The sequence below is a fragment of the Pseudomonas shahriarae genome (genome assembly GCF_014268455.2).
Taxonomy (GTDB): Bacteria; Pseudomonadota; Gammaproteobacteria; order Pseudomonadales; family Pseudomonadaceae; genus Aquipseudomonas; species Aquipseudomonas shahriarae.
The window spans coordinates 5562669-5588574 of sequence record NZ_CP077085.1 but is presented as its reverse complement, the minus strand read 5'-3'; the positions used below and the strand labels follow the sequence as shown (position 1 = coordinate 5588574).

General features: G+C 59.9%; 27 protein-coding genes and 1 pseudogene. 18 read left to right on the top strand and 10 right to left on the bottom strand.

Annotated elements, in window-relative coordinates; translation table 11 throughout:
- Window position 1 precedes the first annotated feature (1 nt).
- The 10 genes from rplO (at window position 2) to bfr (ending at window position 7207) form a co-directional block, all read left to right on the top strand.
- Window positions 2-439: a 50S ribosomal protein L15 gene (gene rplO, locus HU773_RS25050; RefSeq protein ID WP_003176407.1), complete on the top strand. Its 438-nt coding sequence runs from the start codon at window positions 2-4 to the stop codon at window positions 437-439.
- Window positions 440-1768, top strand: a complete 1329-nt coding sequence (gene secY / locus HU773_RS25045) for a preprotein translocase subunit SecY (protein WP_038443739.1) — start codon at window positions 440-442, stop codon at window positions 1766-1768.
- Window positions 1769-1796: 28 nt separating this feature from the next.
- On the top strand, window positions 1797-1913 hold the full coding sequence (gene rpmJ / locus HU773_RS25040; protein ID WP_002555468.1) for a 50S ribosomal protein L36: 117 nt from the start codon (window positions 1797-1799) through the stop codon (window positions 1911-1913).
- A 129-nt stretch (window positions 1914-2042) separates the two neighbouring features.
- On the top strand, window positions 2043-2399 hold the full coding sequence (rpsM, locus tag HU773_RS25035; protein WP_024077676.1) for a 30S ribosomal protein S13: 357 nt from the start codon (window positions 2043-2045) through the stop codon (window positions 2397-2399).
- Window positions 2400-2429: 30 nt separating this feature from the next.
- A complete protein-coding gene (gene rpsK, locus HU773_RS25030) occupies window positions 2430-2819 on the top strand; it encodes a 30S ribosomal protein S11 (protein WP_002555466.1) in 390 nt (129 codons plus the stop codon).
- An 18-nt stretch (window positions 2820-2837) separates the two neighbouring features.
- Window positions 2838-3458: a 30S ribosomal protein S4 gene (gene rpsD / locus HU773_RS25025; RefSeq protein ID WP_003210056.1), complete on the top strand. Its 621-nt coding sequence runs from the start codon at window positions 2838-2840 to the stop codon at window positions 3456-3458.
- A 22-nt stretch (window positions 3459-3480) separates the two neighbouring features.
- Window positions 3481-4482, top strand: coding sequence for a DNA-directed RNA polymerase subunit alpha (locus HU773_RS25020; protein WP_003176403.1), 1002 nt, complete (start codon window positions 3481-3483; stop codon window positions 4480-4482).
- A gap of 41 nt (window positions 4483-4523) precedes the next feature.
- Window positions 4524-4910: a 50S ribosomal protein L17 gene (gene rplQ, locus HU773_RS25015; RefSeq protein ID WP_007918448.1), complete on the top strand. Its 387-nt coding sequence runs from the start codon at window positions 4524-4526 to the stop codon at window positions 4908-4910.
- A 228-nt stretch (window positions 4911-5138) separates the two neighbouring features.
- On the top strand, window positions 5139-6587 hold the full coding sequence (locus HU773_RS25010; RefSeq protein WP_128593464.1) for a catalase: 1449 nt from the start codon (window positions 5139-5141) through the stop codon (window positions 6585-6587).
- A 155-nt stretch (window positions 6588-6742) separates the two neighbouring features.
- The gene (bfr, locus tag HU773_RS25005; protein WP_029299402.1) at window positions 6743-7207 is read left to right on the top strand and encodes a bacterioferritin; all 465 of its coding nucleotides are present in this window, start codon (window positions 6743-6745) and stop codon (window positions 7205-7207) included.
- Between the two features lie 67 nt (window positions 7208-7274).
- Here bfr and uvrA read toward each other — a convergent pair whose 3' ends face one another.
- Window positions 7275-10109, bottom strand: a complete 2835-nt coding sequence (uvrA, locus tag HU773_RS25000; RefSeq protein WP_186624998.1) for an excinuclease ABC subunit UvrA — start codon at window positions 10107-10109, stop codon at window positions 7275-7277.
- Window positions 10110-10289: 180 nt separating this feature from the next.
- On the opposite strand from uvrA, the gene HU773_RS24995 reads away from it, so the two are divergent.
- The 3 genes from HU773_RS24995 to tam all read left to right on the top strand — a co-directional run bounded on the left by HU773_RS24995 (window position 10290) and on the right by tam (window position 13136).
- On the top strand, window positions 10290-11684 hold the full coding sequence (locus HU773_RS24995) for an MFS transporter (RefSeq protein WP_057960763.1): 1395 nt from the start codon (window positions 10290-10292) through the stop codon (window positions 11682-11684).
- A 9-nt stretch (window positions 11685-11693) separates the two neighbouring features.
- Window positions 11694-12209, top strand: a complete 516-nt coding sequence (locus HU773_RS24990) for a single-stranded DNA-binding protein (RefSeq protein ID WP_017849542.1) — start codon at window positions 11694-11696, stop codon at window positions 12207-12209.
- Between the two features lie 165 nt (window positions 12210-12374).
- Window positions 12375-13136 (top strand): trans-aconitate 2-methyltransferase, encoded by a 762-nt coding sequence (gene tam, locus HU773_RS24985; RefSeq protein ID WP_057960762.1) that lies wholly within the window; start codon window positions 12375-12377, stop codon window positions 13134-13136.
- A gap of 3 nt (window positions 13137-13139) precedes the next feature.
- Here the strand turns inward: tam and HU773_RS24980 are convergent, their stop codons facing one another.
- Entirely contained in the window at window positions 13140-13688 is a 549-nt protein-coding gene (locus tag HU773_RS24980) for a cysteine hydrolase family protein (protein WP_057960761.1), read from the bottom strand.
- Between the two features lie 96 nt (window positions 13689-13784).
- On the opposite strand from HU773_RS24980, the gene HU773_RS24975 reads away from it, so the two are divergent.
- The 3 genes from HU773_RS24975 (at window position 13785) to HU773_RS24965 (ending at window position 17116) form a co-directional block, all read left to right on the top strand.
- The gene (locus tag HU773_RS24975) at window positions 13785-14768 is read left to right on the top strand and encodes a GlxA family transcriptional regulator (RefSeq protein WP_170059316.1); all 984 of its coding nucleotides are present in this window, start codon (window positions 13785-13787) and stop codon (window positions 14766-14768) included.
- 496 nt (window positions 14769-15264) lie between these two features.
- Entirely contained in the window at window positions 15265-16374 is a 1110-nt protein-coding gene (locus HU773_RS24970) for a DUF3182 family protein (protein ID WP_186624999.1), read from the top strand.
- Window positions 16364-17116, top strand: a complete 753-nt coding sequence (locus HU773_RS24965; RefSeq protein ID WP_057960758.1) for an alpha/beta hydrolase family protein — start codon at window positions 16364-16366, stop codon at window positions 17114-17116. The genes HU773_RS24970 and HU773_RS24965 overlap by 11 nt, the downstream gene beginning before the upstream one ends.
- A 9-nt stretch (window positions 17117-17125) precedes the next feature.
- Here the strand turns inward: HU773_RS24965 and HU773_RS24960 are convergent, their stop codons facing one another.
- From HU773_RS24960 to HU773_RS24950, 3 genes are read right to left on the bottom strand one after another with little or no spacing between them, the layout of a single operon-like run.
- On the bottom strand, window positions 17126-18094 hold the full coding sequence (locus HU773_RS24960) for a lysylphosphatidylglycerol synthase domain-containing protein (protein ID WP_057960757.1): 969 nt from the start codon (window positions 18092-18094) through the stop codon (window positions 17126-17128).
- Window positions 18072-19349, bottom strand: a complete 1278-nt coding sequence (gene clsB, locus HU773_RS24955; protein ID WP_169989766.1) for a cardiolipin synthase ClsB — start codon at window positions 19347-19349, stop codon at window positions 18072-18074. The genes HU773_RS24960 and clsB overlap by 23 nt, the downstream gene beginning before the upstream one ends.
- Complete coding sequence (locus HU773_RS24950) at window positions 19346-20125, bottom strand: endonuclease/exonuclease/phosphatase family protein (protein WP_057960756.1); 780 nt, start codon at window positions 20123-20125, stop codon at window positions 19346-19348. The genes clsB and HU773_RS24950 overlap by 4 nt, the downstream gene beginning before the upstream one ends.
- A 95-nt stretch (window positions 20126-20220) precedes the next feature.
- Here HU773_RS24950 and HU773_RS24945 point away from each other — a divergent pair.
- Window positions 20221-20622: pseudogene (locus HU773_RS24945) on the top strand (mechanosensitive ion channel protein); the annotation flags it as partial.
- A 119-nt stretch (window positions 20623-20741) separates the two neighbouring features.
- Window positions 20742-21626, top strand: a complete 885-nt coding sequence (locus tag HU773_RS24940) for a sugar nucleotide-binding protein (RefSeq protein WP_081044312.1) — start codon at window positions 20742-20744, stop codon at window positions 21624-21626.
- A gap of 167 nt (window positions 21627-21793) precedes the next feature.
- On the opposite strand, the gene HU773_RS24935 is transcribed toward HU773_RS24940, so the two are convergent.
- From HU773_RS24935 to HU773_RS24915, 5 genes are all read right to left on the bottom strand, one after another.
- The gene (locus HU773_RS24935) at window positions 21794-22492 is read right to left on the bottom strand and encodes an OmpW/AlkL family protein (protein WP_057960754.1); all 699 of its coding nucleotides are present in this window, start codon (window positions 22490-22492) and stop codon (window positions 21794-21796) included.
- Between the two features lie 144 nt (window positions 22493-22636).
- Window positions 22637-23155: a DUF3299 domain-containing protein gene (locus HU773_RS24930; RefSeq protein ID WP_057438962.1), complete on the bottom strand. Its 519-nt coding sequence runs from the start codon at window positions 23153-23155 to the stop codon at window positions 22637-22639.
- A gap of 11 nt (window positions 23156-23166) precedes the next feature.
- On the bottom strand, window positions 23167-24432 hold the full coding sequence (locus HU773_RS24925; RefSeq protein WP_186625000.1) for an ABC transporter permease: 1266 nt from the start codon (window positions 24430-24432) through the stop codon (window positions 23167-23169).
- 1 nt (window position 24433) lies between these two features.
- On the bottom strand, window positions 24434-25144 hold the full coding sequence (locus tag HU773_RS24920; RefSeq protein WP_057960752.1) for an ABC transporter ATP-binding protein: 711 nt from the start codon (window positions 25142-25144) through the stop codon (window positions 24434-24436).
- A gap of 135 nt (window positions 25145-25279) precedes the next feature.
- Window positions 25280-25891 (bottom strand): DUF2796 domain-containing protein, encoded by a 612-nt coding sequence (locus HU773_RS24915; protein WP_170059319.1) that lies wholly within the window; start codon window positions 25889-25891, stop codon window positions 25280-25282.
- Window positions 25892-25906 lie beyond the last annotated feature (15 nt).

Sequence of the window (25906 nt, the reverse complement as noted above, 5' to 3'; positions counted from 1 at the left end):
GATGAAACTCAATGATCTGAGTCCAGCGCCGGGTTCCCGTCGCGAAAAGCATCGTCCGGGCCGTGGTATCGGTAGCGGTTTGGGTAAGACTGGTGGCCGTGGCCACAAAGGTCAAACCTCCCGCTCCGGTGGCACCATCGCTCCAGGCTTTGAAGGCGGTCAACAGCCGCTGCATCGTCGCCTGCCGAAGTTCGGTTTCGTTTCCCTGAAGGCCATGGACCGCGCAGAAGTGCGTCTGTCCGAGCTGGCTAAAGTGGAAGGCGACATCGTTACCGTGCAGACCCTGAAAGATGCCAACGTGATCAACGTCAACGTACAGCGTGTGAAAATCATGCTGTCCGGTGAAGTGACTCGCGCTGTCACTATCGGCAAGGGAATCGGCGCCACCAAAGGTGCGCGTTCGGCTATCGAAGCAGCTGGCGGCAAGTTCGAGGAATAAATGGCTAAGCAAGGTGCTCTCTCAGCGCTCGGCAAAGGCGGTATGTCTGAACTTTGGGCTCGTCTGCGTTTTCTGTTCCTGGCGATTATCGTCTACCGAATAGGCGCACACATCCCGGTTCCAGGTATCAACCCGGACCGACTCGCAGACCTGTTTCGACAGAATGAGGGGACCATTCTTAGCTTGTTCAACATGTTTTCCGGCGGCGCGCTGGAGCGGATGAGCATCTTTGCACTGGGGATCATGCCGTACATTTCGGCATCGATCATCATGCAGTTGATGAGCGCCGTCAGCCCGCAGCTGGAGCAGTTGAAGAAGGAAGGTGAAGCTGGTCGTCGCAAGATAAGCCAGTACACCCGCTACCTCACTGTCGCTCTTGCTCTTGTCCAGGCTATTGGCATGTCCATTGGTCTGGCAGGGCAGGGCGTAGCGTTCACTGGTGACTTTGGCTTCCATTTCGTCGCGGTAACCACATTTGTGGCTGGTGCGATGTTCATGATGTGGCTGGGTGAGCAGATTACTGAGCGTGGTGTTGGCAACGGTATCTCGATGTTGATTTTCGCAGGTATCGTCGCCGGTCTTCCGAGGGCAATCGGGCAGTCTTTCGAGTCTGCACGTCAGGGTGATATCAATATCTTCGCCTTGGTTGCCATCGGTTTGCTGGCAGTAGCGATTATCGGTTTTGTGGTGTTCATTGAGCGTGGCCAGCGTCGTATTGCTGTTCACTACGCCAAGCGTCAGCAGGGCCGTAAGGTCTTCGCTGCGCAGACCAGCCACTTGCCGCTGAAAGTGAATATGGCCGGTGTTATTCCTGCTATCTTCGCGAGCAGCATTTTGCTGTTCCCGGCTTCGCTGGGTGCCTGGTTTGGTCAGTCTGAAGGTATGGGCTGGTTGCAGGACATCTCGCAGTCGATCGCTCCTGGTCAGCCGTTGAATATTCTGCTGTTTAGTGCAGGGATTATTTTCTTCTGCTTCTTCTATACGGCGTTGATGTTCAATCCGAAAGACGTAGCGGAAAACCTGAAGAAGTCCGGTGCCTTTATTCCGGGTATTCGTCCAGGCGAGCAGTCGGCGCGCTACATTGATGGCGTTCTGACCCGTTTGACCCTGTTCGGTGCTCTATATATGACGGCCGTGTGCTTGTTGCCCCAGTTCCTGGTGGTTGCAGCAAACGTTCCGTTCTACCTTGGCGGGACCTCGTTGCTGATCGTGGTCGTGGTTGTGATGGACTTCATGTCCCAAGTACAATCGCACCTCGTTTCGCACCAGTACGAATCCCTGATGAAGAAAGCCAACCTGAAGGGCTACGGCAGCGGCATGTTGCGCTGAGTACCCCATAAGGTTCGAGGAGTTGGTGATGAAAGTTCGTGCATCGGTGAAAAAGCTGTGCCGTAACTGCAAGATTATTCGCCGCGAAGGTGTTGTTCGAGTAATTTGCAGCGCGGAACCGCGTCACAAACAGCGCCAAGGCTGAGTGTGATCCGCTTGAAGCCCGGCAGCTAGTGCGCTGCCGGGTTGATTATTTGTTATTACAGCGATATTATCTCGCGCCCTATTTCTTGGCTTCCGGGGCGTAGGTAGCTGTCAATTGGAGTCCCACTGAATGGCCCGTATTGCAGGCGTTAACATTCCAGATAACAAGCACACTGTTATCTCGCTGACCTACATCTATGGTGTTGGTCGCACTACTGCGCAGAAAATTTGCGCAGTTGCTGGGGTAAACCCAGCCGCTAAGATCAAGGATCTGAGCGACGAGCAGATTGAATTGCTGCGTGGCGAAGTGGCGAAGTTCACCACTGAAGGTGACCTGCGTCGCGAAATCAACATGAAAATCAAGCGTTTGATGGACCTCGGTTGCTATCGCGGTCTGCGTCATCGTCGTGGTCTTCCAGTGCGCGGTCAGCGTACCAAGACTAACGCGCGTACCCGTAAAGGTCCGCGTAAGCCGATCCGCAAGTAATCGCCCCAGCGAATCGACAGGAAAATTATCATGGCAAAACCTGCTGCTCGTCCTCGTAAAAAAGTTAAAAAGACAGTGGTTGATGGCATCGCCCACATCCATGCATCTTTTAACAACACCATCGTGACCATCACCGACCGTCAAGGTAACGCGCTTTCTTGGGCTACCTCCGGTGGTTCGGGTTTCCGCGGTTCCCGCAAGTCCACCCCGTTTGCTGCTCAAGTAGCTGCTGAACGTGCTGGTCAAGCTGCGCTGGAATATGGCCTGAAAAACCTCGACGTTAACGTCAAGGGTCCAGGTCCAGGTCGTGAGTCTGCTGTCCGTGCTTTGAACGGCTGTGGCTATAAGATCGCCAGCATCACCGACGTGACGCCAATCCCGCACAACGGGTGCCGTCCGCCGAAGAAGCGCCGCGTGTAATCCAGGAGATTGTAAAGAATGGCTCGTTACATTGGTCCAAAATGCAAACTCGCTCGTCGCGAAGGCACCGATCTCTTCCTGAAGAGCGGCGTGCGCGCGATCGAATCGAAGTGCAACATTGAAGCAGCACCTGGTATCCACGGCCAACGCCGCGGTCGCCAGTCCGATTACGGCACCCAACTGCGTGAAAAGCAGAAGGTCCGTCGTATCTACGGCGTTCTCGAGCGTCAGTTCAGCGGCTACTACAAAGAAGCTGCTGGCAAGAAAGGTGCAACCGGTGAAAACCTGCTGCAACTGCTCGAATGCCGTCTGGACAACGTTGTATACCGTATGGGCTTTGGTTCGACTCGTGCCGAATCCCGTCAGCTGGTATCGCACAAATCCGTCAGCGTAAACGGCCAAACCGTTAACGTTCCGTCCTACCAGGTTCGTGCTGGTGACGTGGTCGCGATTCGCGAGAAAGCAAAAAACCAACTTCGCATTGTCCAAGCTCTCGATCTGTGTGCCCAACGTGGCCGCGTAGAATGGGTAGAAGTAGACACTGAGAAGAAGTCGGGCGTTTTCAAGAACGTTCCTGCTCGCAGTGATCTGTCCGCCGACATCAACGAAAGCCTGATTGTCGAGCTCTACTCCAAGTAAGGGCTAGAAAATAGGTGCATCCATGCAGATTTCGGTAAATGAGTTCCTGACACCCCGCCACATTGATGTGCAGGTTGTCAGTCCAACCCGCGCCAAGATCACTCTCGAGCCTCTCGAGCGTGGTTTTGGCCACACCCTGGGCAACGCGCTGCGCCGCATCCTGTTGTCCTCAATGCCCGGCTGTGCAGTAGTCGAGGCCGAGATTGACGGTGTGCTCCACGAGTACAGCGCCATCGAAGGTGTACAGGAAGACGTAATTGAAATCCTGTTGAACCTTAAAGGTCTGGCTATCAAGCTGCACGGCCGTGACGAAGTTACGCTGACCTTGTCGAAGAAGGGTTCGGGGGTGGTTACCGCTGCCGATATTCAGCTGGATCATGATGTCGAGATCGTTAACCCCGATCACGTAATCGCTAACCTGGCGTCTAACGGCGCTTTGAACATGAAGCTCACCGTAGCTCGTGGTCGTGGTTATGAACCGGCCGACTCGCGTCAGAGCGATGAAGACGAAAGCCGCAGCATTGGTCGCTTGCAGCTTGACTCTTCGTTCAGCCCGGTTCGCCGTATCGCATACGTGGTGGAAAACGCCCGTGTCGAGCAGCGTACTAACCTGGACAAGCTGGTTATTGATCTGGAAACCAACGGTACTCTGGATCCTGAAGAGGCTATTCGCCGCGCTGCAACCATTCTGCAACAGCAGTTGGCTGCGTTCGTCGACCTCAAAGGTGACAGCGAACCAGTGGTAATCGAGCAGGAAGACGAGATCGATCCGATCCTGCTTCGCCCGGTTGACGATCTGGAACTGACTGTACGTTCGGCTAACTGCCTTAAGGCGGAAAACATTTACTACATCGGTGACCTGATTCAGCGTACCGAAGTAGAACTGTTGAAGACTCCGAACCTGGGCAAGAAATCCTTGACTGAAATCAAGGACGTTCTGGCCTCCCGCGGTCTGTCCCTCGGCATGCGCCTCGACAACTGGCCGCCTGCAAGTCTTAAGAAGGACGACAAGGCGACTGCCTGATCGTCGTAATCACCGAACGTGAGTTTGGTAAGGAATGAACCATGCGTCATCGTAAAAGTGGTCGTCACCTGAGCCGTACCAGCTCGCACCGCAAGGCCATGTTTCAAAACATGGCGGTGTCGCTGTTCGAGCACGAGCTGATTAAAACTACACTGCCGAAAGCCAAAGAACTGCGTCGCGTTGCTGAGCCGCTGATCACTTTGGCCAAGACAGACAGCCTGGCTAACCGCCGTCTGGCTTTCGACCGTACTCGTTCGAAAGCTATCGTTGGTAAGCTCTTCAACGACCTGGGCAAGCGTTATGCTACCCGTGAGGGTGGCTACCTGCGCATCCTCAAGTGCGGTTTCCGCACTGGCGACAACGCGCCTATGGCGTACGTCGAGTTGGTTGATCGTGCTACTGCTGGCGAAGCTGTATCCGCCGAGTAAGACGACAGTCTGCTACGAAAAACCGGGCCTAGTGCCCGGTTTTTTGTGGGCGATTGAAAAGCAACGTGATGTTCACTCATTGCCCTTTGGCTATGCGAGTCGATTGGGTGTTAGTAAAAATCTATTGAGTGGCATGATTTAATACATTTGAAGGTGTCATCTTCCTGGTCAATACTGCCTCCAAGCCGATTAGCCGGCAGTTCCAAGACTGACCTGAGGAGATTGAGCATGAGCCAGAATAAAACCCTTACAACCGCCAGCGGTGCTCCCGTTGCGGATAACCAGAATTCCCGTTCCGCCGGCCCGCGTGGCCCGTTGTTGCTCGACGACTTTCACCTGATCGAGAAGCTTGCCCACTTCAACCGTGAAAACATCCCAGAGCGCCGCGTACACGCCAAAGGCTCGGGAGCGTATGGGACCTTCACGGTTACCAAAGACATCACCCAATACACCAATGCCAAACTGTTTGAAGCTGTCGGTAAGCAGACTCCGACCTTTCTGCGCTTCTCTACCGTAGGTGGTGAACGCGGCTCGGCAGACACCGAGCGCGACCCACGTGGCTTCGCGCTGAAGTTCTACACCGAAGAAGGCAACTGGGACATCGTTGGTAACAACACCCCGGTGTTCTTTATCCGTGACCCGCTGAAGTTCCCCGACTTTATCCACACTCAAAAGCGCCTGCCGCAAAGCAACCTGAAAAGTGCACAGATGATGTGGGACTTCTGGTCGCACTCGCCTGAGGCGCTGCACCAGGTCACCATCCTGTTTTCGGACCGTGGCATCCCTGACGGCTACCGTCATATGCACGGCTTTGGTAGCCACACCTACAGCTTGATCAACGCCAATGGCGAGCGTCATTGGGTGAAGTGGCACTACAAGACCAAACAAGGCATCAAGAACCTGGCGCCTGCCGATGCAGCGCGTCTGGCCGGTACCGATCCGGATTACGCCCAGCGCGATCTGTTTGGGGCCATTGAGCGCGGTGACTTCCCTAAATGGCGTGTGTGCATCCAGATCATGACTGAGGCCCAGGCCAACGCTCACTACGAGAACCCCTTCGACGTAACCAAAACCTGGTCGCAGAAAGAGTTCCCGCTGATTGAGGTGGGTGAGCTGGAGTTGAACCGCAACCCGCAGAACTACTTCGCCGAAGTGGAGCAGGCCGCGTTCGGCCCAAGCAACATGGTGCCAGGCGTCGGTTTGTCGCCGGATCGCATGCTGCAGGGCCGTGTATTCGCTTACGCCGATGCGCACCGCTACCGTATCGGCACTAACCATCAGCATCTGCCAGTGAATGCTCCACGCAGTCCGGTCAATACCTATCAGCGTGACGGGTCCATGGCGTTCGGCACCAACGGCGGTGCGGCTCCCAACTACGAGCCAAACAGTTACGCCGATGCGCCAAAACAGGCACCGCAGTACGCAGAACCAGCCTTGGCGCTCAGTGGAGCGGCCGATCGTTACGACCACCGCGAAGACACTGATTACTACAGCCATGCCGGTGCGCTGTTCCGCCTGATGAACGCTGAGCAAAAAGCGCTGTTGATTAACAACATCGCCGGCGCGATGGCCGGGGTTTCCAGTGATGTGGTTCAGCGTCAACTGCAGCACTTCTTCAAAGCTGATCCAGCTTATGGAGAAGGAATCGCAACAGCGCTGGGTGTATCGCTTAACTGACTCTAAGTGATAAGCAGAACCGCCCTCATTTGGGCGGTTTTTGCGTTATTTCAGCTACTTTTCTCTGAAAATCTTCACTTTTCTGCCGTTCGTCTCGTGACCTGCAGGTCAGCATGGTTCAAACTAGGGCCTTTCAAGCAGGGAGATGTAGGGCGATGCAAGGTCACCCCGACGTAATCGATTACCTCAACACGTTGCTGACGGGCGAACTGGCAGCTCGTGACCAATATTTCATTCACTCGCGGATGTACGAAGACTGGGGCTTTACCGAGCTCTACGAGCGTATCAATCACGAAATGGAAGAAGAGGCACAGCACGCCGACGCGCTGATGCGCCGTATCCTGATGCTCGAAGGCACGCCGCGTATGCGTCCTGATGACCTGGATACCGGTACCACCGTGCCTGAGATGCTCGCCAGCGACTTGCGCCTGGAATACAAAGTCCGCGCTGCGCTGTGCAAAGGCATTGAGCTTTGCGAGAAGCACAACGACTACGTGACCCGGGAAATCCTGCGCGTACAGTTGAACGACACTGAAGAAGATCACACCTACTGGCTGGAAAAGCAGCTGGGTCTGATCAAGTTGATCGGTCTGGAAAACTACCTGCAATCGCAGTTCTGATTTCGCCGGCATAAAAAAGCCCCTGTCACCATAGCGGTGACAGGGGCTTTTTGTTGGGCCCGAAAACTCAGGCCCGGTCGCGCGCCAGCAACGGCTTCAGATAGTAGCCAGTGTGGGACTGCGGCATCTCGGAAACCTGCTCCGGCGTACCCACCGCAATAATCTGCCCACCCTTGGAGCCGCCTTCCGGCCCAAGGTCCACGAGCCAGTCGGCCGTCTTGATTACATCCAGGTTGTGCTCGATCACGACTACCGTGTTGCCGTGGTCGCGCAGGCGGTGCAGTACGTCGAGCAACTGCTGAATATCCGCAAAGTGCAAGCCGGTGGTCGGCTCATCGAGGATATACAAGGTCTTGCCGGTATCGCGCTTGGACAGCTCGCGAGACAGCTTCACCCGCTGCGCCTCACCACCGGACAGCGTAGTCGCCGACTGCCCTAGTTTGATATACGACAAGCCCACGTCCATCAGGGTCTGGAGTTTGCGTGCCAGGGCCGGCACTGCGTCAAAGAACACCCGCGCCTCCTCGATGGTCATCTCGAGGGTTTCATGGATGTTCTTGCCCTTGTACTTGATCTCCAGGGTTTCGCGGTTGTAACGCTTGCTCTTGCACACATCGCACGGCACGTAGATGTCCGGGAGGAAGTGCATCTCGACCTTGATCAGGCCATCGCCCTGGCACGCCTCGCAGCGCCCGCCCTTGACGTTGAAGGAGAAGCGCCCTGGCCCATAACCCCGCGAGCGGGACTCCGGCACACCGGCGAACAGTTCGCGAATCGGCGTGAACAGCCCGGTATAGGTTGCAGGGTTGGAGCGGGGCGTGCGACCGATCGGGCTCTGGTCGATATCCACCACTTTATCCAGCAGCTCCAGGCCCTTGATGCTGTCATGGGCGGCAGCTTCCAGGGTGGTAGCACCGTTCAGTGCCGTGGCACTGAGGGGGAACAGCGTGTTGTTGATCAGCGTCGACTTGCCAGAGCCGGATACACCGGTCACGCAGGTCAGCAGGCCCAGGGGGATTTCCAGGTCGACATTGCGCAGGTTGTTGCCGCGCGCGCCCTTGAGGTGCAGCGCCTGTTTTTTGTTGCGTGGCGTACGTTTGGCCGGCACTTCGATTTTTACCCGGCCAGACAGGTATTTCCCTGTCAATGAGTCCGGATGGGCCATGACTTCCGCGGGAGTGCCCTGGGCCACAATATGGCCGCCATGCACGCCGGCACCAGGGCCGATATCGACCACATAGTCCGCCAGGCGAATGGCATCCTCATCGTGTTCGACCACGATCACAGTGTTGCCGATGTCCCGCAGGTGCTTGAGCGTGCCCAGCAGACGATCGTTGTCACGCTGGTGCAAGCCGATGGACGGCTCGTCGAGAATGTACAGCACGCCCACCAGGCCGGCGCCGATCTGGCTGGCCAGGCGTATGCGCTGGGCCTCGCCGCCAGACAGGGTGTCGGCACTGCGATCCAGGGACAGGTAATCCAACCCCACATTGACCAGGAACTGCAGGCGCTCGCGGATTTCCTTGAGGATCTTGTCGGCAATTTCGCCGCGTCGCCCGGTCAGCTTCAATACGCCGAAGTATTCGCAGGCATCGCCGATGGGCAGGTTGGTCACGGCCGGCAGGGTTTTCTCGCCGACCCAGACGTGGCGGGCCTCGCGACGCAAACGGGTGCCGCGGCAATCCGGGCAGGGCTGGGTGCTGAGGAACTTGGCCAACTCCTCGCGCACGCTGGCCGACTCGGTTTCCCGGTAGCGCCGTTCCAGGTTAGGCACGATGCCTTCGAACGGGTGGGAGCGCTTGACGATGTCGCCACGATCATTCAGGTACTTGAAGTCGACGTTCTGCGAGCCGCTGCCGTGCAGGATGACTTTTTGTTGCTCGGCCGGCAGCTCGTTGAAGGGCACTTCCAGACTGAATTTATAGTGGGCAGCCAACGACCCGAGCATCTGGAAGTAGTACACATTGCGCCGGTCCCAACCACGTATCGCGCCCTCCGCCAGCGTCAGGTCGCCATTGACCAGGCGCTTGATATCGAAGAACTGCTTGACCCCCAGCCCATCACAGGTCGGACAGGCGCCAGCCGGGTTGTTGAAGGAGAACAGCTTGGGTTCCAGCTCACTGATGGCGTGGCCGCAGATCGGGCAGGCGAAGCGCGCGGAGAAGATGATTTCTTCGCCCGGCTCGTCGTCCATCGGCGCCACCAGGGCAATACCGTCTGCCAGCTTCAGCGCGGTCTCGAACGACTCCGCCAGGCGTTGCTGCAGATCGGCACGCACCTTGAAACGGTCGACCACCACATCAATGGTGTGCTTCTTCTGTTTATCCAGCTTCGGCACTTCATCCAGCTCATACAGCTTGCCGTTGATCCGGGCGCGGACAAAGCCCTGGGCGCGCAACTCTTCGAAGACCGACAGGTGCTCGCCCTTGCGCTCACGAATCACCGGCGCCAGCAGCATCAGCTTGGCGCCTTCCGGCTGGGCCAGCACCAGGTCGACCATCTGGCTGACGGTCTGGGCTTCCAGCGGGATATCGTGATCCGGGCAGCGCGGAATACCGACGCGTGCATACAACAAGCGCAGGTAATCGTAGATTTCGGTAATGGTGCCCACGGTGGAGCGTGGGTTGTGGGAGGTCGACTTCTGTTCGATGGAAATGGCTGGCGACAGGCCTTCGATGGTGTCGACATCAGGCTTTTCCATCATCGACAGGAACTGCCGGGCATAGGCCGACAGCGACTCCACATAACGACGCTGGCCTTCGGCATACAGCGTGTCGAACGCCAGCGATGATTTGCCGGACCCGGACAAGCCGGTGATGACAATCAGTTTGTCCCGGGGCAGGGTCAGGTCGATGTTCTTCAGGTTGTGGGTTCTAGCCCCACGAATCAGGATCTTGTCCAAGATGGCCTCGCACGGCGGGCGTATAAATAATGCAGGAGTATACGGTTAAAGACTGGATGAATATACACTGTCAGTTTGCCCATTTCAGCCTTACATGAAAGCTGCGCGGCAAAGCGCCGCATATACCCTCTCAAACGATGGGACTGGTAGAATCGCCGCCGGTTCACACGAGGTTTTTCCATGCACGATCCCCACAGCGAACGCATGAGTAGCGGCGAGACCCGAGCAGCAAGCGGTCTGGCCCTGGTGTTCGCCTTCCGTATGCTGGGCATGTTTATGGTGTTGCCGGTACTGGCGACCTATGGCATGGACCTCGCAGGCGCGACCCCGGCCCTGATCGGCCTGGCGATTGGCGCCTATGGCCTGACCCAGGCGATTTTCCAGATTCCGTTCGGGATCATTTCCGACCGCATTGGCCGCCGACCGGTGATCTACCTGGGGCTGATCATCTTTGCCCTGGGCAGTGTGCTGGCGGCCAATGCCGATTCGATCTGGGGCGTGATCGCCGGACGTATCCTGCAGGGCGCCGGGGCGATTTCTGCGGCGGTGATGGCGCTGCTGTCGGACCTGACCCGCGAACAACATCGCACCAAGGCCATGGCCATGATCGGCATGACCATCGGCCTGTCGTTTGCCGTGGCCATGGTGGTGGGCCCCTTGCTGACCCGCGCCTTTGGCTTGCACGGCCTGTTCCTGGCCACTGGCGGCATGGCCCTGTTGGGTATCGTGATCGTGGCCTTTATGGTGCCGCGCTCCACCGGGCCGCTGCAGCACCGTGAATCGGGCGTGGCGAAGCAGGCGCTGCTACCGACCCTCAAGCACCCGGATCTGCTGCGCCTGGATTTAGGTATCTTCGTATTGCACGCGATGTTGATGTGCAGCTTCGTCGCCTTGCCCCTGGCGCTGGTGGAAAAGGCCGGGTTGCCCAAGGAGGAGCACTGGTGGGTGTACCTGACCGCATTGCTGATTTCGTTCTTCGCCATGATCCCGTTCATCATCTATGGCGAGAAGAAACGCAAAATGAAACGAGTTTTGCTCGGCGCCGTCGCGACATTGATGCTCACTGAACTATTCTTCTGGCAGTTCGGCGACAGCCTACGGGCACTGGTAATCGGCACGGTGGTGTTTTTCACCGCGTTCAACCTGCTGGAGGCGTCACTGCCTTCGCTGATCAGTAAAGTGTCACCGGCAGGCGGCAAAGGCACGGCAATGGGGGTGTATTCCACCAGCCAGTTCCTCGGTTCGGCGCTGGGCGGCATCATGGGCGGCTGGATGTTCCAGCATGGCGGTTTGTCGGTTGTGTTCCTCGGATGCGCCGGGCTGGCTGCACTTTGGCTGGTCTTTGCTGTTACCATGCGCGAACCTCCCTACGTCACAAGTCTGCGTTTGCCGCTATCGCCCGAGGCGATCCGTGAAAGCGGTCTGGTAGAACGCCTGAAGGCCGTCGTAGGGGTAACAGATGCAGTCGTGGTCGCGGAAGAAGCGGCCATTTACATCAAATTGGACACCGAACTATTGGATCGCGCGACGCTCGAGCAACTGGTCAACCCAGTGCCGACAGCGCGCCCAGCCTAGGAGAACGTTATGGCCCGTGGGGTTAACAAAGTCATATTGGTCGGTACATGCGGCCAGGATCCCGAAGTTCGCTACTTGCCTAACGGTAACGCCGTGACCAACCTGAGTCTGGCGACCAGCGAACAGTGGACCGACAAGCAGACCGGCCAGAAGGTCGAGAAAACCGAATGGCACCGTGTGTCGATGTTCGGCAAGGTTGCAGAGATCGCCGGTGAATACCTGCGCAAGGGTTCGCAGGTCTACATCGAAGGCAAACTGCAGACCCGCGAGTGGGAAAAAGACGGCATCAAGCGTTACACCACAGAAATCGTGGTCGACATGCAAGGCACCATGCAATTGCTGGGCGGCCGTCCACAGGGCGACCAACAGGGCCAGGGCGGCATGTCCAACTCGGCACCGCGTCCACAGCAGTCCCGTCCGCAGCCAAGCCAGCAGCCACAGCGTGAGTCGCGTCCAGCGCCACAGCAGGCGGCACCACAGCCAGCCGCTGACTTCGACAGTTTTGATGACGATATTCCGTTCTAAGGCCACCTTGGCCCGGACTATCCCGTAACACCAGGAACCCCCGCTGGCATTTGCCTCGGGGGTTTCTTGTTTTTAGGTAGGGAAACTCCCCGGCTCTGGCATTTGTCCCTAAGCGTCACAAGATTTAGGCTGTAGCGCACTCCCTTACCCAAGAAGGAAGCCCCGATGACCTGGTCTGCCCAGCAGTATTCGATGTTTGAACAACAGCGCACCCGTCCCGTCCGGGATCTGGTCGCCGCCATTCCCGCAGGCGACGTACGAACTGCAGTCGACCTGGGGTGTGGCCCCGGCAACTCCACCGAGGTGTTGGCCCAGCGTTTCCCCCAGGCGACGATTACTGGCTTGGACAGCTCGCAGGACATGCTGGTCAGCGCCCGTGAGCGGTTGCCGGCACTCAACTTTGAATTGGCCGATATCGGCGCCTGGAAGCCTGCGCGACAGTTTGATGTGATCCTCGCCAACGCCTCGCTGCAGTGGGTACCGGACCACGCCACCCTCTATCCGCACCTGGTGGCGCAATTGACGCCGGGCGGGACGCTGGCGGTGCAAACCCCGGACAACCTCAACGAGCCCGCCCACCGCCTGGCCCGTGAAGTGGCAGCGCAAGGGCCGTGGGCGGACAAGATCGGTGCGGTCAAGCACAACGAGCGCCACGGGGCACGTGATTACTACGAGATGCTGAACAAGCATTGCAGCACCGTCGATGTATGGCACACCACCTATTACCATCCGCTGAGCGGCCATGAGGCGGTGGTGGAATGGTTCAAGGGCACGGGCCTGCGGCCATTTCTGGCGCCGCTGGATGAGGCCGAGCAAGGTGCTTTTCTCGACGTCTATCTGGCGCGTATCCGCGAGGCTTACCCGGCCCTGGCCGATGGCACGGTGTTGCTGCCATTTCCACGGCTGTTCGTCCTCGCGACACGCTGACAGTCAGGCCTTCAGGAACTCGTCCGCCGACACCACGCTGGCGTAGGCAAAGGCCAGTGACGCCATGTAGGCATCATGCACCTGCGCCGCCGGAACGGTCTTGCCATTGAATTCCTGATCGCGGGTAGCACAGGCGTCGTGGATCACCGTCACGTTGTAGCCATAGTCCGCCGCTGCGCGAACCACGGCGTCGATGCACATGTGGCTCATGCTGCCGACGACCACCAGGTCGGTGATGCTGTGTCGTTCGAGTAATTCGCGCAGGTTGGTTTGGCGAAAAGCGTTTACGAAGTGCTTGAGCACCACCGGCTCGTCGTTTTCGTTCTGCACCTTGGCATGTATATGGGCGCCTTCAGAGCCTGGGGTGAAGAAGGGCGCATCTGCCGAGGTGAACTCATGGCGCACGTGGATCACTGCATCGCCGGCCTGACGAAATGCGTGGAGCACTTGTTGCGCCTTGTCGGCCGCCGCTTCCACACCGGCTAATGGCCACTTGCCTTGGGGGAAGTAGTCGTTCTGGATATCAATTAGGATAAGTGCTTGCTTGGCCATGTGTGTTTTCTCGTGAGGGGTTGATGCGCCCAGTATCGTAGCTGGCGCATGGCGCGGGGATTGGCTCTACCGACAATAACAGGGGGAAAACTGACAATGGCTGTGGAACGCGCGATCGTCGAGCTCGGCGTGCTGATCTACCGTGGCGCGCAGATGGCGGCAGTACACGGTTTGACCGACCTGTTCGGCGTCGCCAATCGTATCGCCGCCGAGCATCAGAGCCAGCAGCTACCCTTGCTGCGTGTCAGCCACTGGCAGGTCAATGCCGAGGGTACGCCTGTTCGGGCATTTGACAGCCAGACGGGTCCCGATCAACCGTTGATGGCTGTGCTGGTGCCGCCGTCGATTGGCGAGTTTTGCGAAGAACAGGCGCCGCCCGCGCTGTTGCACTGGCTGCGCCAGCAACATGCGGCAGGCACCGTGCTGGGAGGTGTGTGCATCGGTTCGATCATGCTGGCGCGCAGCGGCTTGCTCGATGGGCGTAGCGCCACTGCCCACTGGTCTTCTTCCAGCGCCTTCGCCAGTCGTTTTCCTGCGGTGCGCCTGGAGGCCGACAAGCCTATCGTCGATGATGGCGACCTGATTACCACTGCCGGGCTGATGGCCTGGTCCGAGCTGGGCCTGCGCCTGGTCGACCGCCTCATGGGTCCGAGCATCGCCGCCGACACCGCGCGCTTTCTGGTCATTGAGCACAGTGACAGCGCCAGCCAGTGCGGCAGCAATTTTGCGCCGATCCTCGGCCATGGCGACGCGGCCATTCTCAAGGTCCAGCACGCGTTACAGGCCAGTGGCGCGGTGGATGTCTCCCTCGCGGCGATGGCCCAGGCTGCCGGGCTGGAAGAGCGCACCTTCCTGCGCCGGTTTCGCACTGCCACCGGCCTGAAACCCACCGAGTACTGTCAGCACCTGCGGGTGGGCAAGGCGCGACAGATGCTGGAGTTCACCACTACCACCATTGATCAGATTGCCTGGACTGTGGGCTATCAGGACCCCAGCGCCTTTCGCGGGATCTTCAAAAAAATCACCGGCCTTGCGCCCAGTGATTACCGTAACCGATTCGGCGTCAGGGCCCCGACCTGAATCCCGAACACGCCAACCCCCTATGTGCGAGCGGGCTTGCCCTAATGCCGATCAGTTAAGCGAACGCAATGCTCAAAGCAGTGAGGATCAAATGTGAGAGCGGGCTTGTCGGATCGCCGCATCGCCGCGAAGACGTCGGCCCAGCCAACATTGATGTTGACTGACCCACCGCTTTCGCGAGCAAGCCCGCTCCCACAGGGGATCTGCGTTTAACTGACTGGCATTAGGGCTAGCCCGCGATAGCGGTGGACCAGTCAGAGCGGTACTCACTGATAGACCGCTATCGCGGACAAGCCCATATTTTTAATCGCCCCAGCGCCCTGGATCGTGCAGAACGCCGGACCTTGCTCGGCCCGTCGTGCAGAATGATGCAGGCCAAATGCTACTGCTTGCCCCCTAACCACTTGATCCGCCAACCCTTTGCCCCGACTGCGCCTTGGCCTGATCCCTGCAACCCTTGCACTACACACCTGCAAGCCTTGCCCAAGGGGGACGCATGACCCCGACCAACCGCAAAAAAGCCGTGGTGGCGCACTCGGTCCGGCCCGATGCACCGTTGCACGAAGTGGAAACCAACCGCGCCCTGGCCCGTTGGCTGGCGCAGATCCTCGGGCTCGACTACGGCGCCAGCTACAGCGCCGACCTGCATGCCCCCGCCGATCTTTACCTGCTGCCAACCCAGACCCTGATAGGCGCGGCCCAGGCACTGAGCCTGGGCGTGAAGGGGCCGGAGGACTTGTGGGGCGGTTATGTGGACCACGATTTTATCTGCACCAAAGCCATCACCCATGGCCTGCACGCCCCTGATGCAGTGGCCCCCGAGGGCTGGTCGCCGCTGTTTGCCGAGCGGGTACGCGGGGTGGTCCTCGATGGCTTGAGCGTGTTTGCCATGGAGGATGCCCGCATCGCCGCCACACAGTTGCTGGACAGTGGGCCGATTCGCCTGAAGCCGGTGCATGCCTGTGCCGGTCGTGGTCAGGAGGTGATCGAAAGCCTCAAGCAATTGGAGCTGATCCTCGCCCGCCCGGACATGCCAGAGCTGTTCACTCAAGGCGTAGTACTGGAGCAGGATTTACAGGAGGTCGTCACCCACAGTGTCGGCCAGAGCTTTATTGGCGGTCGTGTATTCAGTTACTGCGGCGAGCAATACCTGACCCAGGACGGGCAGGGCGAAGCGGTCTATGGCGGCTCCAACCTGCTGGTGGTGCCGGGGTACTACGAAGCGTTGCTGGCCCTGGCGCTGGACAATGATGTGCGCCTGGCCATCGAGCAGGCACAAGTGTTCGATAACGCCGCCGATGAAGCCTATCCTGGGTTTTATGCCTCGCGGCGCAATTACGATATCGCCCAGGGCCTGGACAGCCAAGGCACGCGCCGCAGCGGGGTGCTGGAGCAGTCCTGGCGCATGGGCGGTGCCAGTAGCGCCGAGGTCGCGGCGCTGCAGAGTTTTATCAATGATCCCGGCCTGCGCGCGATTCGTGTGTCGTCCGTCGAAACCTATATCGACCAGCCACTGCCCGCCCATGCGATCGAGATCTATCGCGGCCCGGCAGAGCACGGCGACTTTCTTCTCAAGTACGTAACGGTCCAACCTTATGACGGCTAGAAGCGAAACCATCACCATTGATATCGACGACGAACAGATGAGCGGGACCTTCCTCAGCCCCAAATCAAAAGTGCCGGGTGTGTTGTTTGTGCATGGCTGGGGCGGTAGCCAGGAACGGGACCTGGAACGGGCCAAAGGTATCGCCGGCCTGGGCTGCGTGTGCCTGACCTTTGATCTGCGCGGGCACGCGGGCAACGGCATCCCCTTGTCGCGGGTCACCCGCGAAGACAACCTGCGGGACTTGCTGGCGGCCTATGATCGATTGCTGGCGCACCCGGCCATCGACACCTCGGCGGTAGCGGTGGTGGGCACCAGTTATGGCGGCTACCTGGCGGCGATCCTCACGTCATTGCGCCCGGTGCGCTGGCTGGCGCTGCGGGTACCGGCGCTGTACCGCGACCAGGAATGGCACACGCCCAAGCGCGACCTGGATAAAGTCGACTTGATGGATTACCGCAGCACCCTGGTACACGCCCAGAGCAATCGCGCATTGCACGCCTGTGCGGCGTTTACCGGTGATGTGTTGATTGTCGAATCGGAAACCGATGACCATGTGCCCCACGCTACCATCATGAGCTACCGGGCTGCATGCCAGCAGACCCATTCGCTGACCCACCGGATCATCGACGGTGGCGATCACTCCTTGAGCGACCCGGTGTCCCAGCAGGCCTACACCTCGATCCTGGTGGACTGGATCACCGAGATGGTGGTGGGCGAGCGCTTGAGCATCATCCAATCCTGATGACGGGTTTCACGCGGGTGTTTTCTTCACCCGCAAGGCCTTGGCCTTCGCCTCCACCGTGAGGTACATCAGCAGCGCTACCAGCAGCGGCAAAATAAAATAGATCGCCCGGTAGGCAATCAATCCGGCGAGCAGGCTGCCCCGTGACGCTTCATGTTGCAGCAGCGCGATAAACACCGCTTCCAGCACGCCAAGGCCGGCCGGAATATGCGTCAGCACCCCGGCGATCGCGCTGATCAGCAACACCCCCAGCACCAGCGGGTAGTCCAGCTTCGCCGGCAGCAAGGTGAAAATCACGGCCGCCATCAGCGACCAGTTCAACGCGCCGAGCGCCAGTTGCAGACACGCCATGCGCAGCGACGGCAGGTTGATCTCGATCCCGCGAATTGACCAGGCGCGCTTCTTCGAGAACTGACACGCAGCCAGATAGCCGAGGCTCGCAACGATCAGCAACACGCCAACCCCTTGCAGCGCGCCGCTACTGAGCTTCCAGCCCGGTGGCATCGTCACCAGGCCGCTGCTGAACACCACGCCGGCCAGGGCCATATAGCCAAACCAATTGGTGGCCAGGCTCAAGCCGAGGATTTTGGCGATATTGCCGTTGCTCACCCCCAGCCGCGAATACAGCCGATAGCGCATGGCAATCCCGCCGACCCAGGCGCTGAGGTTGAGGTTGAACGCATAGCTGATGATGCCCACCGGCAGGATCTGCTTCCAGCGCAAGGGTTGGCGGATGTAGGTGCGGCCGATCAGGTCAAAGCACGCATACACCAGGAAACTGCACAAGGTCAGCCCGGCGGCGATCCACAAGGTGCGCAGCTTGAAGTCGCCGAGGGTGTCGAACACCTCGCTCCAGTCGATACGCCGGGCGAGCAGGGTGAAGAGCACGATCAGCAGCAGAAAGAACGCGATGGTCAGCGGTTTCTTCCAGCGCTTGAAACCGCGGGGGCTGGCATCAGCCGTGTGGGCTTGGCTCATGGTCCTGGCTCCGGTCATGGACAAAGGGTTTCAAGCGCGGTTTATGGGCAGGCAACCAGCCGGTCCAGGCCGGGAAATGCCGCAGCACATGGAACACCACAAACCCCACGGTCACCCGCCATAACCAGCCGCGTGGGGTACGGTTTTCCGGCATGGTCTTGCAGTGGTTGCGGCTCAAGTCTTCCAGGCGCTCGAACAACTGTTGATTGAACCCCCGGTCATGAATCAGCACGTTGGCTTCCAGGTTCAACGACAGGCTCAACGGGTCGAGGTTGCTCGAGCCCACGGTGCTCCAGGCTTCGTCCACCAGGGCTACCTTGCCGTGCAACGGGCGCTGGCAATATTCGTGGATCACCACGCCTTCCTTGAGCAGGTAGTCGTAGAGCATGCGAGCCGCCAGCTTGGCCAGCAGCACATCGGGCTGGCCCTGCATGATCAGTTGCACCCGCACCCCACGCCGCGCGGCATTGCGCAGTTCGCGCAGCAGACGATAGCCGGGAAAGAAATAGGCATTGGCGATCACCACGCGCTGGCGGGCGTGGCGCAGGGCGTGCAGGTAGGCTTCTTCGATATCGGAGCGGTGTTGCAGGTTGTCGCGGTAGATCAGGCGTACCAGGCCATCACCTTCCTCTGTAGCCCAGGCAGGCCGTTGCTGACGTCGCCAGCCACGCCGCGTACGCACCGGGCGCCCGCTTTGTGCCAGGGCAAAGTGATGCAAGTCGGCCACAGCCGGCCCGATCACCTGCACCGCATAATCCTGCTTGGCCTCGGGCCCGAAGTCCGCCAGGTGGTCGGCGGAAAAATTGATCCCGCCGATAAACCCCACCGTGGCATCTACCACCACGATCTTGCGATGCAAGCGGCGAAACCAGTTGGTGCGAACCCCCAGGGTCTTGGGCGCCGGGTCAAACATCTGCACCGTGACCCCGGCCTGGGCCAGTTCGCCGAGAAACCCCGGGCTCAGTTCGCCACAGCCAAAGCCATCAAGGCTGACCACCACCTTCACCCCGCGCTGCGCGGCCTCGATCAGAATCCCGTGCAGTTCATGACCGACCTTGTCCTCGAACAGAATAAAGGTCTCCAGGAGGATTTCCTGGCGGGCCTGGCGCAGGGCCTCGAACACCTTGGGGAAGTACGCCTCACCGTTTTCCAGCAACTCCACCTGGTTGCCGGGCTGCCAGGCGTAGTCCAGATCCCTGGCCCTGGTGTCATCTGGTGGCTGATCGGTGGCGATGTGTTCCACGGCGCCGTTCATAATTCAATCTCCACCGACAGCGGCGCGTGATCCGACAGGTGCGACCAGGGGCGAGTTGTCAGCACTTGCGGCTGATGGACCTTGAGGTTGCGCACATAAATGCGGTCCAGTGCCAGCAGTGGCAGGCGCGCCGGAAACGTACGGGCCGGTTTGCCGTGGGCTTGCACGAACACTTCCTGCAGGCCGCTGTGGCTCAGGTCGGCCTGCTGGCGCCAGTCATTGAAGTCGCCGGCGACGATCAACGGTGCTTCGCCGGGGATCTCGGCGACCCGCTGCGCCAGCAGTTTCAGCTGCTGTTGGCGGTGAATCTCGCGCAGCCCCAGGTGCACGCAAATGGCATGCACCTCCCGGCCGGTGCCGGGCAGGCGCAACACACAATGCAACAGCCCGCGGCTTTCGTGACCGCTCTGGGAGATGTCGAGGTTGTCATAGCGAATGATCTGGAATTTCGACAGCAATGCATTGCCGTGGTCGCCATGGGGGTACACCGCGTTGCGCCCGTAGGCGAACTGCGGCCAGATACTGTCGGCGAGAAACTCGTACTGCGGCATGCTCGGCCAGTTGCTGTAGCGGCGCGGGTGGTGCTCATGGGTGCCATGCACCTCCTGCAGGAACACCACATCGGCAGCCACGCCGCGCACCGCCTCGCGCAATTCCGGCAGGATGAAGCGTCGATTGAGGGCAGTGAAGCCCTTGTGAGTATTGACCGTCAGCACCTTGAAGCGGGTGATGGCAGCGCTGGGCGTGACAGGCACCCATTCTGGAATCACAGCCATGGTGGCTCCCGTGGGTTGGCGGGGCAGTGGCCTCCGTTCGTTAATGGCTGACTGTGGTGTTCGAAGGAAAGTTTCGACGGTCCTACAAACGGCACATCCATGGCCTGACCATCCGCACCCTGCACCTGCGCGACGGCAAGGGCTTTTTGCATTCGGTGCAGTTCACCTATGACCCCGACGGGGACGGGGCCGTGGCGTTGATCCGCGAAGCCGGGCAGTCGATTCGCGACGATGTGTTCCTCAAGTACAACCTGCAAGGCCCGCTGGAAGTGTTTGGGGTCGATAAGATGGACCTCAATGGCGTGGTCCTGACGGCGCAGTTCCGTGCGGTGTCTGGTGGGCAGTACGCGGTCAGTCGCGCTTTCAACCAGCGTCTGAAAAAGCTTGTGGATAACTGCCCCGCAGTACACTTCGCGCAAACTTATCCACAGCCGGTGCTTTTGCCGCAGCGTGTGGCGCAGATTGAGGAGGAGGGCGCGCTGCCCAAAGCCACTTAGTAAGTGACGGTTGCGCTACAAACCCGCAAAATGCAACGATTCTGGCAAACACCTACGGCATGGCGTCACCGCCTGTCGATACTAGCCATCGTTCCAAACAGACCGGGCCTGCTCAATCTATGCGAATGCGCCTTATGTTACTGGGCGGCGGGAATGCTCTCGGGCAAGCGCTGATTCGCCTCGGTGCGGAGGAAGATATCGGTTTCCTCGCCCCGCGCCCGCCCCAAGACGGCTGGGATGCCGCCAGCCTTACCCAGTTGCTCGACGACACCCGTCCCGATGCCTTGATCAACCTCGCCTACTATTTCGACTGGTTCCAGGCCGAGAGCGTGAACGAGGTTCGCCTGGCCGGGCAGGAATCCGCCGTCGAGCGCCTGGCGGAGTTGTGCCAGCACCACAGCATCACGCTGCTGCAACCGTCCAGCTACCGGGTGTTTGATGGCTCGCGCGCCACCGCCTACAGCGAAAAAGACGAGCCGGTGCCCCTGGGCCTGCGTGGCCAGGCGCTATGGCGCATTGAGCAGAGTGTGCGCGCTACCTGCCCGCAGCATGTGCTGCTGCGTTTTGGCTGGTTGCTCGATGACAGCGTCGACGGCACGCTGGGACGTTTCCTGGCGCGTGCCGAGAAAACCGAGGAATTGTTGCTGGCCGACGATCGACGGGGCAACCCGACGCCGGTGGACGATGCGGCGCGGGTGATCATCTCGGTGCTCAAGCAACTCGATTGTGCGGCACCGTTGTGGGGCACCTACCACTATGCGGGGCAAGAGGCGACCACGCCTGTGGCCCTTGGCCAGGCGATCCTCAGCGAAGCGCGTAACTTCCATGCGCTGGCGGTCGAAGCGCCGACGGCCCAAGCCCATGCCGCGCGGCCGGATGCCGCCGACGAGCCGCAACATGCGGTGCTGGCCTGCAAGAAGATCCTGCATACATTCGGCATCAAGCCACGGGCGTGGCGTGCGGGACTGCCGGCGTTGCTCGATCGCTTCTACCGGCATCACTAGCTGACTGAACACAAAAAAATGTGGGAGCCCGGCTTGTGTAGGAGCTGGCTTGCCTGCGATGCAGACACCCCGGTCTATCAAAGACATTGAGGTGATGCTATCGCAGGCAAGCCAGCTCCCATACAAGCCTGCTCCCACATTGTTGTGTGGCGTTTGTTACGTCGGGTTTAGAACTTGTAGCCGATACCGACCATGTAGACCATCGGATCCACGTCCACATTGACCTTGGCACGAGTGCCCGCCGCCAGGGCGTTGTTGTCGACGGTGGCCTTGGTGCTGATGTCGATGTAACGCACCTGACCGTTGATCATCCACTTGTCGTTGATCATGTAGTCCATGCCGACCTGTGCGGCCCAGCCCCAGGAGTTCTCGGCCTTGAAGTTGCTGAAACCTTCGCCCTGGGCGCGGCTGCCGACGTGTTCGTCATAGATCCAGGTGTAGTTGATACCGGCACCGATGTAAGGCTGGAACGGCGACTTGCTGTCCAGCGGGTAGTACACCACGCTCAGGGTTGGCGGCAGGTGCTTGAGGGTGCCGAGCTTGCCGTTGGCGGCGCCGAGGGCGGTGTTCTTGATCTTCACATCATGCTCGAACGGGGTGGCGGCCAGCAGCTCGATACCGACGTGGTTGGTCAGCATGTAGGCGAAGTTCAGACCCAACTGCGTGTCGCTGCTCATGGTCGCCTTGCCACCCAGGTTGGTGCCGGCCAATGGGCCCTGGTCAACCTTGACGCTGCCGCTGTCGGCCTTTGGGTTAACGGTGATAGCACCGGCGCGAACGAGGATGTCGCCAGCCTCGTGGGCGTGGGCGATAGGGGCGGCGAGTGCAAGCGCGAAGAGGGAAGCGCTGAGCAGTGACTTGTGCATGAGTGGCTCCAAAGGACGTTTTTAGTTGGCTGTGTCCAATGGTAAAGATCGTTGCGGCCGGGCCTTTGACTCAGCTCAATGAAACGGCGATCAGCCAAATACACCGCGCCCACATTGGGATTGCGGTGTTATTGCGGGCGGGGTTTAGTTCGGCAACTCGTAGATGTAGATCTTCTCGGCGTCCATCTGATAGCCAGCATCCGCCAGTTCGCTGGTAGACGGCTTGACCTGCATCTGGCCTTCGATCCAATACGGCTGGTACAACTCCTCCAGCTTCACACCAATCTCACTGCGCACATGCACGATCTGGTTCGACGGCGGGGGCGGCACGTGGATGCAGGCGCCGAAGTACGGCACCAGCAGAAACTCAGTGGTGCGGCCTTCCTCGCTGACCTCCAGCGGCACGATGTAGCCCGGCAGGCGGATATGCTGGCCGTTGAGGGTGGCTACCACCGGCGCGTTGGGCAAATCCTGTTTGGCCGCTGGCGCAGCTTCCGCCGCCAGGGCGTCGGCCATGTTCGACAGGTTGTGCAGCGGTGTCATGTTCGGCACCTCCACCGGGGCATCCGGCGGAATCATTTCTTGCCATGACAAGTCTCGGGGCGCCTCGGCCCAGGCGGGCAGGGCCACCATCAGTAACAGCGCAAGCAGGGCACGGCGCATCAAAGCCTTCCTTAGAAACGGATCGACAGACCATCGGCCAACGATTGGCGATAGGCGCGCCAGGCCGGCACGCTGCCCATTAGCAGGGCGGCGACCAGAATACCGGCGAGCAGCGTCCATTCATACGGGCTGGGCAGCGCGAGCGGCAGATCCAGGCCGTAATTGGCCTGCAAATAGCCACGGGACGCGGCGATGCACACATACAGCAGGCCAACCCCCGCGACCACCCCGGCCAGCGCCAGGGCGAAGGCCTCGAAAATCAGCAGGCTCGCAATGTGCCACGGCCGTGCGCCCACCGAGCGCAGGATCGCCATTTCCCGACGGCGCTCATTGAGGCTGGTGAGGATCGCGGTGAGCATGCCGATCAATCCGGTCAGCACCACAAACAGCGAGATCACGAACAGCGCCTTTTCTGCGGTGCCCATCATGCTCCACAACTCTTGCAAGGCCACGCCGGGGAGGATCGCCAGCATCGGCTCGCCGCGAAATTCGTTGATCTGCCGTTGCAGGGCAAAGGTCGAGATCTTGTTATTCAAACCCAGCATAAACGCGGTAATGGCTTGCGGCGTGAGGTCCATATTGCGCGCCTGGTCGGCACTGATCCGGCCTTTGCCCTGGGCGGGCACGCCGTTGTGCCAGTCGATATGGATCGCTTCCATGCCGCCCAGGCTAATGTGCAGCGTGCGGTCCACCGGGGTGCCGGTGCGTTGCAGGATACCGACCACGGTGAAGGGTTTGTCATCGTGCTTGACCAGGCTGACCACTGCCACGCCGTGGGCCAGTACCAGCTTGTCGCCGAGCTTGTAATGCAGGGCGTCGGCCACTTCGGCGCCGAGCACCACTTCAAACGGGTCGGTATCAAACGCGCGGCCACTGGCCAGTTGCAGGTTTTGTTTGCGGCCGTACTGGTAGTGTTCGAAGTAGGCTTGGGTGGTGCCCATCACCCGGTAACCGCGATGGGAGTCGCCCAGGGACATGGGGATCGCCCATTTCACCTGCGGGCTGGCGGCAAAGTGCTCGAAGCTGTCCCAGCGGATGTTGTTAGTCGCGTTGCCAATGCGAAACACCGAATACAGCAGCAGGTTGACCGAGCCGGAGCGGGCGCCGACGATCAGGTCGGTGCCGCTGATGGTGCTGGCAAAGCTGGCGCGGGCCTCGGTACGCACACGCTCTACCGCCAACAGCAGGCACACCGACAGGGCGATGGCGAATGCCGTCAGGATCGCGGTAAAGCGGCGGTTTGCCAGGCTGGCCATGGCTAGACGGAACAAATACATCTCAAACCTCGAGCGGCGTGGCGGCGCGATTAAGCTCGGCCAACGACAGGTTGCGGTCAAACAGCGAAGCCAGGCTCTGGTCATGGCTGACGAACAACAGGCTGGCGCCCGCTTCGCGGCATTCGGCGAACAACAATTGAAGGAAGGCTTCCCGGGCGTCGTGGTCCAGGGCCGAGGTCGGTTCGTCGGCGATCACCAGTTCCGGCTGGCCGATCAATGCCCGGGCGGCGGCCACCCGTTGTTGCTGGCCGATCGACAGCGCATCGGCGCGTCGCCCAAGCAAATCAGGGTCCTTGAGGCCCAGGTGTGCGAGCAAGGTAGCGGCGGCCTGGTCGACACTGCCGTGGCGCTGGATCGCCCGCTGTGCGCGTAGCTTGGAGAAATGGCAGGGCAGTTCGACGTTCTCGCGGACTGAGAGAAACGGCAGCAGGTTGAACTGCTGGAAGATATAGCCGGTGTGGTCGACCCGAAACCGATCGCGGGCGCCGGCCGACAGTTTGGTCAACTCCTGGCCCAGCAGGCGAATGCTGCCGCGACTGGGAATCTGCACTCCACCCAGCAGGCCGAGCAAGGTGGTTTTGCCACTGCCGCTGGGGCCTTTCAGAAACAGGGTTTCCCCTGGCTCCAGGCGAAATGCCGGGATGTCCAGCAACTGGGGGTGACCGGGCCAGTTAAAGCCCAGGTCGGACAGTTCGATCAGTGCTTGGGTCATGGGAACTCAGTATCACCTGCAGAGCGCGGTCAACTGTGGAGGCGGGCTTGCCTGCGATGGTATCGACGCGGTGTCACTGATCCACCGCGTCGTCTGCATCGCAGGCAAGCCCGCTCCTACATCAACCGTGTGGAGTCAGAATTTCAGGGTCGCGGCCTGAGGCGTCGCTTCAACACCCTGCTGGCCGCTCGGGCCGATCAGTTGTACCTGAATTTTCTGGGTGGCGGGGAAGGTCTTGAAGATGTTCGCCAGATCGAGGTTTTTCAGCGCCGCGGGGCTGGCGCAGGTGAACTGGTAGTGGGCGTGGATTTCGCTGTGATCATGGTCATGGTCATGGTCATGGTCATGGGCGGCCGCGCCTTTGCCATCAGTGGCGTGGTCATGATCATCGTCTGGCTTGTCGCCAAACAGCGGGCTTTCCAGCTCCTGGCTACTGACCACGCAACCGGCGGCCTTGGGCAGGCTGAACAGCACTAGTGGTTGTTCCAACTGCTTGCGGGCGGCGGCGAGCTTGGCTTTGTCGGCGTCGGTGGTGGCCAGGTGCTCGAAGCCCACCAGATTCATCGCCGGGCTTTCCAGCTCCAGTTCCAGCGCCTTGCCGTCCAGCACCGCGTTCAGGCGGCCGACACCGTGCTCGTGGGCGTCCAGGCTGCCATGTTCATGGTCATGATCGTGGTTATGTTCGTCAGCGGCCTGGGCGGCCAGTGGCAACAGGGCAAACGGCAAAGCGAGCAACAGGCGGCGCATAGCGAGACTCCAGGG

Bases quoted from the DNA above. Each gene is read 5' to 3' on its own strand.
- rplO (WP_003176407.1), top strand. From the start codon at position 2: ATGAAACTCAATGATCTGAGTCCAGCGCCGGGTTCCCGTCGCGAAAAG.
- secY (WP_038443739.1), top strand. From the start codon at position 440: ATGGCTAAGCAAGGTGCTCTCTCAGCGCTCGGCAAAGGCGGTATGTCT.
- rpmJ (WP_002555468.1), top strand. From the start codon at position 1,797: ATGAAAGTTCGTGCATCGGTGAAAAAGCTGTGCCGTAACTGCAAGATT.
- rpsM (WP_024077676.1), top strand. From the start codon at position 2,043: ATGGCCCGTATTGCAGGCGTTAACATTCCAGATAACAAGCACACTGTT.
- rpsK (WP_002555466.1), top strand. From the start codon at position 2,430: ATGGCAAAACCTGCTGCTCGTCCTCGTAAAAAAGTTAAAAAGACAGTG.
- rpsD (WP_003210056.1), top strand. From the start codon at position 2,838: ATGGCTCGTTACATTGGTCCAAAATGCAAACTCGCTCGTCGCGAAGGC.
- HU773_RS25020 (WP_003176403.1), top strand. From the start codon at position 3,481: ATGCAGATTTCGGTAAATGAGTTCCTGACACCCCGCCACATTGATGTG.
- rplQ (WP_007918448.1), top strand. From the start codon at position 4,524: ATGCGTCATCGTAAAAGTGGTCGTCACCTGAGCCGTACCAGCTCGCAC.
- HU773_RS25010 (WP_128593464.1), top strand. From the start codon at position 5,139: ATGAGCCAGAATAAAACCCTTACAACCGCCAGCGGTGCTCCCGTTGCG.
- bfr (WP_029299402.1), top strand. From the start codon at position 6,743: ATGCAAGGTCACCCCGACGTAATCGATTACCTCAACACGTTGCTGACG.
- HU773_RS24995 (WP_057960763.1), top strand. From the start codon at position 10,290: ATGCACGATCCCCACAGCGAACGCATGAGTAGCGGCGAGACCCGAGCA.
- HU773_RS24990 (WP_017849542.1), top strand. From the start codon at position 11,694: ATGGCCCGTGGGGTTAACAAAGTCATATTGGTCGGTACATGCGGCCAG.
- tam (WP_057960762.1), top strand. From the start codon at position 12,375: ATGACCTGGTCTGCCCAGCAGTATTCGATGTTTGAACAACAGCGCACC.
- HU773_RS24980 (WP_057960761.1), bottom strand. From the start codon at position 13,688: ATGGCCAAGCAAGCACTTATCCTAATTGATATCCAGAACGACTACTTC.
- HU773_RS24975 (WP_170059316.1), top strand. From the start codon at position 13,785: ATGGCTGTGGAACGCGCGATCGTCGAGCTCGGCGTGCTGATCTACCGT.
- HU773_RS24970 (WP_186624999.1), top strand. From the start codon at position 15,265: ATGACCCCGACCAACCGCAAAAAAGCCGTGGTGGCGCACTCGGTCCGG.
- HU773_RS24965 (WP_057960758.1), top strand. From the start codon at position 16,364: ATGACGGCTAGAAGCGAAACCATCACCATTGATATCGACGACGAACAG.
- HU773_RS24960 (WP_057960757.1), bottom strand. From the start codon at position 18,094: ATGAGCCAAGCCCACACGGCTGATGCCAGCCCCCGCGGTTTCAAGCGC.
- clsB (WP_169989766.1), bottom strand. From the start codon at position 19,349: ATGAACGGCGCCGTGGAACACATCGCCACCGATCAGCCACCAGATGAC.
- HU773_RS24950 (WP_057960756.1), bottom strand. From the start codon at position 20,125: ATGGCTGTGATTCCAGAATGGGTGCCTGTCACGCCCAGCGCTGCCATC.
- HU773_RS24940 (WP_081044312.1), top strand. From the start codon at position 20,742: ATGCGAATGCGCCTTATGTTACTGGGCGGCGGGAATGCTCTCGGGCAA.
- HU773_RS24935 (WP_057960754.1), bottom strand. From the start codon at position 22,492: ATGCACAAGTCACTGCTCAGCGCTTCCCTCTTCGCGCTTGCACTCGCC.
- HU773_RS24930 (WP_057438962.1), bottom strand. From the start codon at position 23,155: ATGCGCCGTGCCCTGCTTGCGCTGTTACTGATGGTGGCCCTGCCCGCC.
- HU773_RS24925 (WP_186625000.1), bottom strand. From the start codon at position 24,432: ATGTATTTGTTCCGTCTAGCCATGGCCAGCCTGGCAAACCGCCGCTTT.
- HU773_RS24920 (WP_057960752.1), bottom strand. From the start codon at position 25,144: ATGACCCAAGCACTGATCGAACTGTCCGACCTGGGCTTTAACTGGCCC.
- HU773_RS24915 (WP_170059319.1), bottom strand. From the start codon at position 25,891: ATGCGCCGCCTGTTGCTCGCTTTGCCGTTTGCCCTGTTGCCACTGGCC.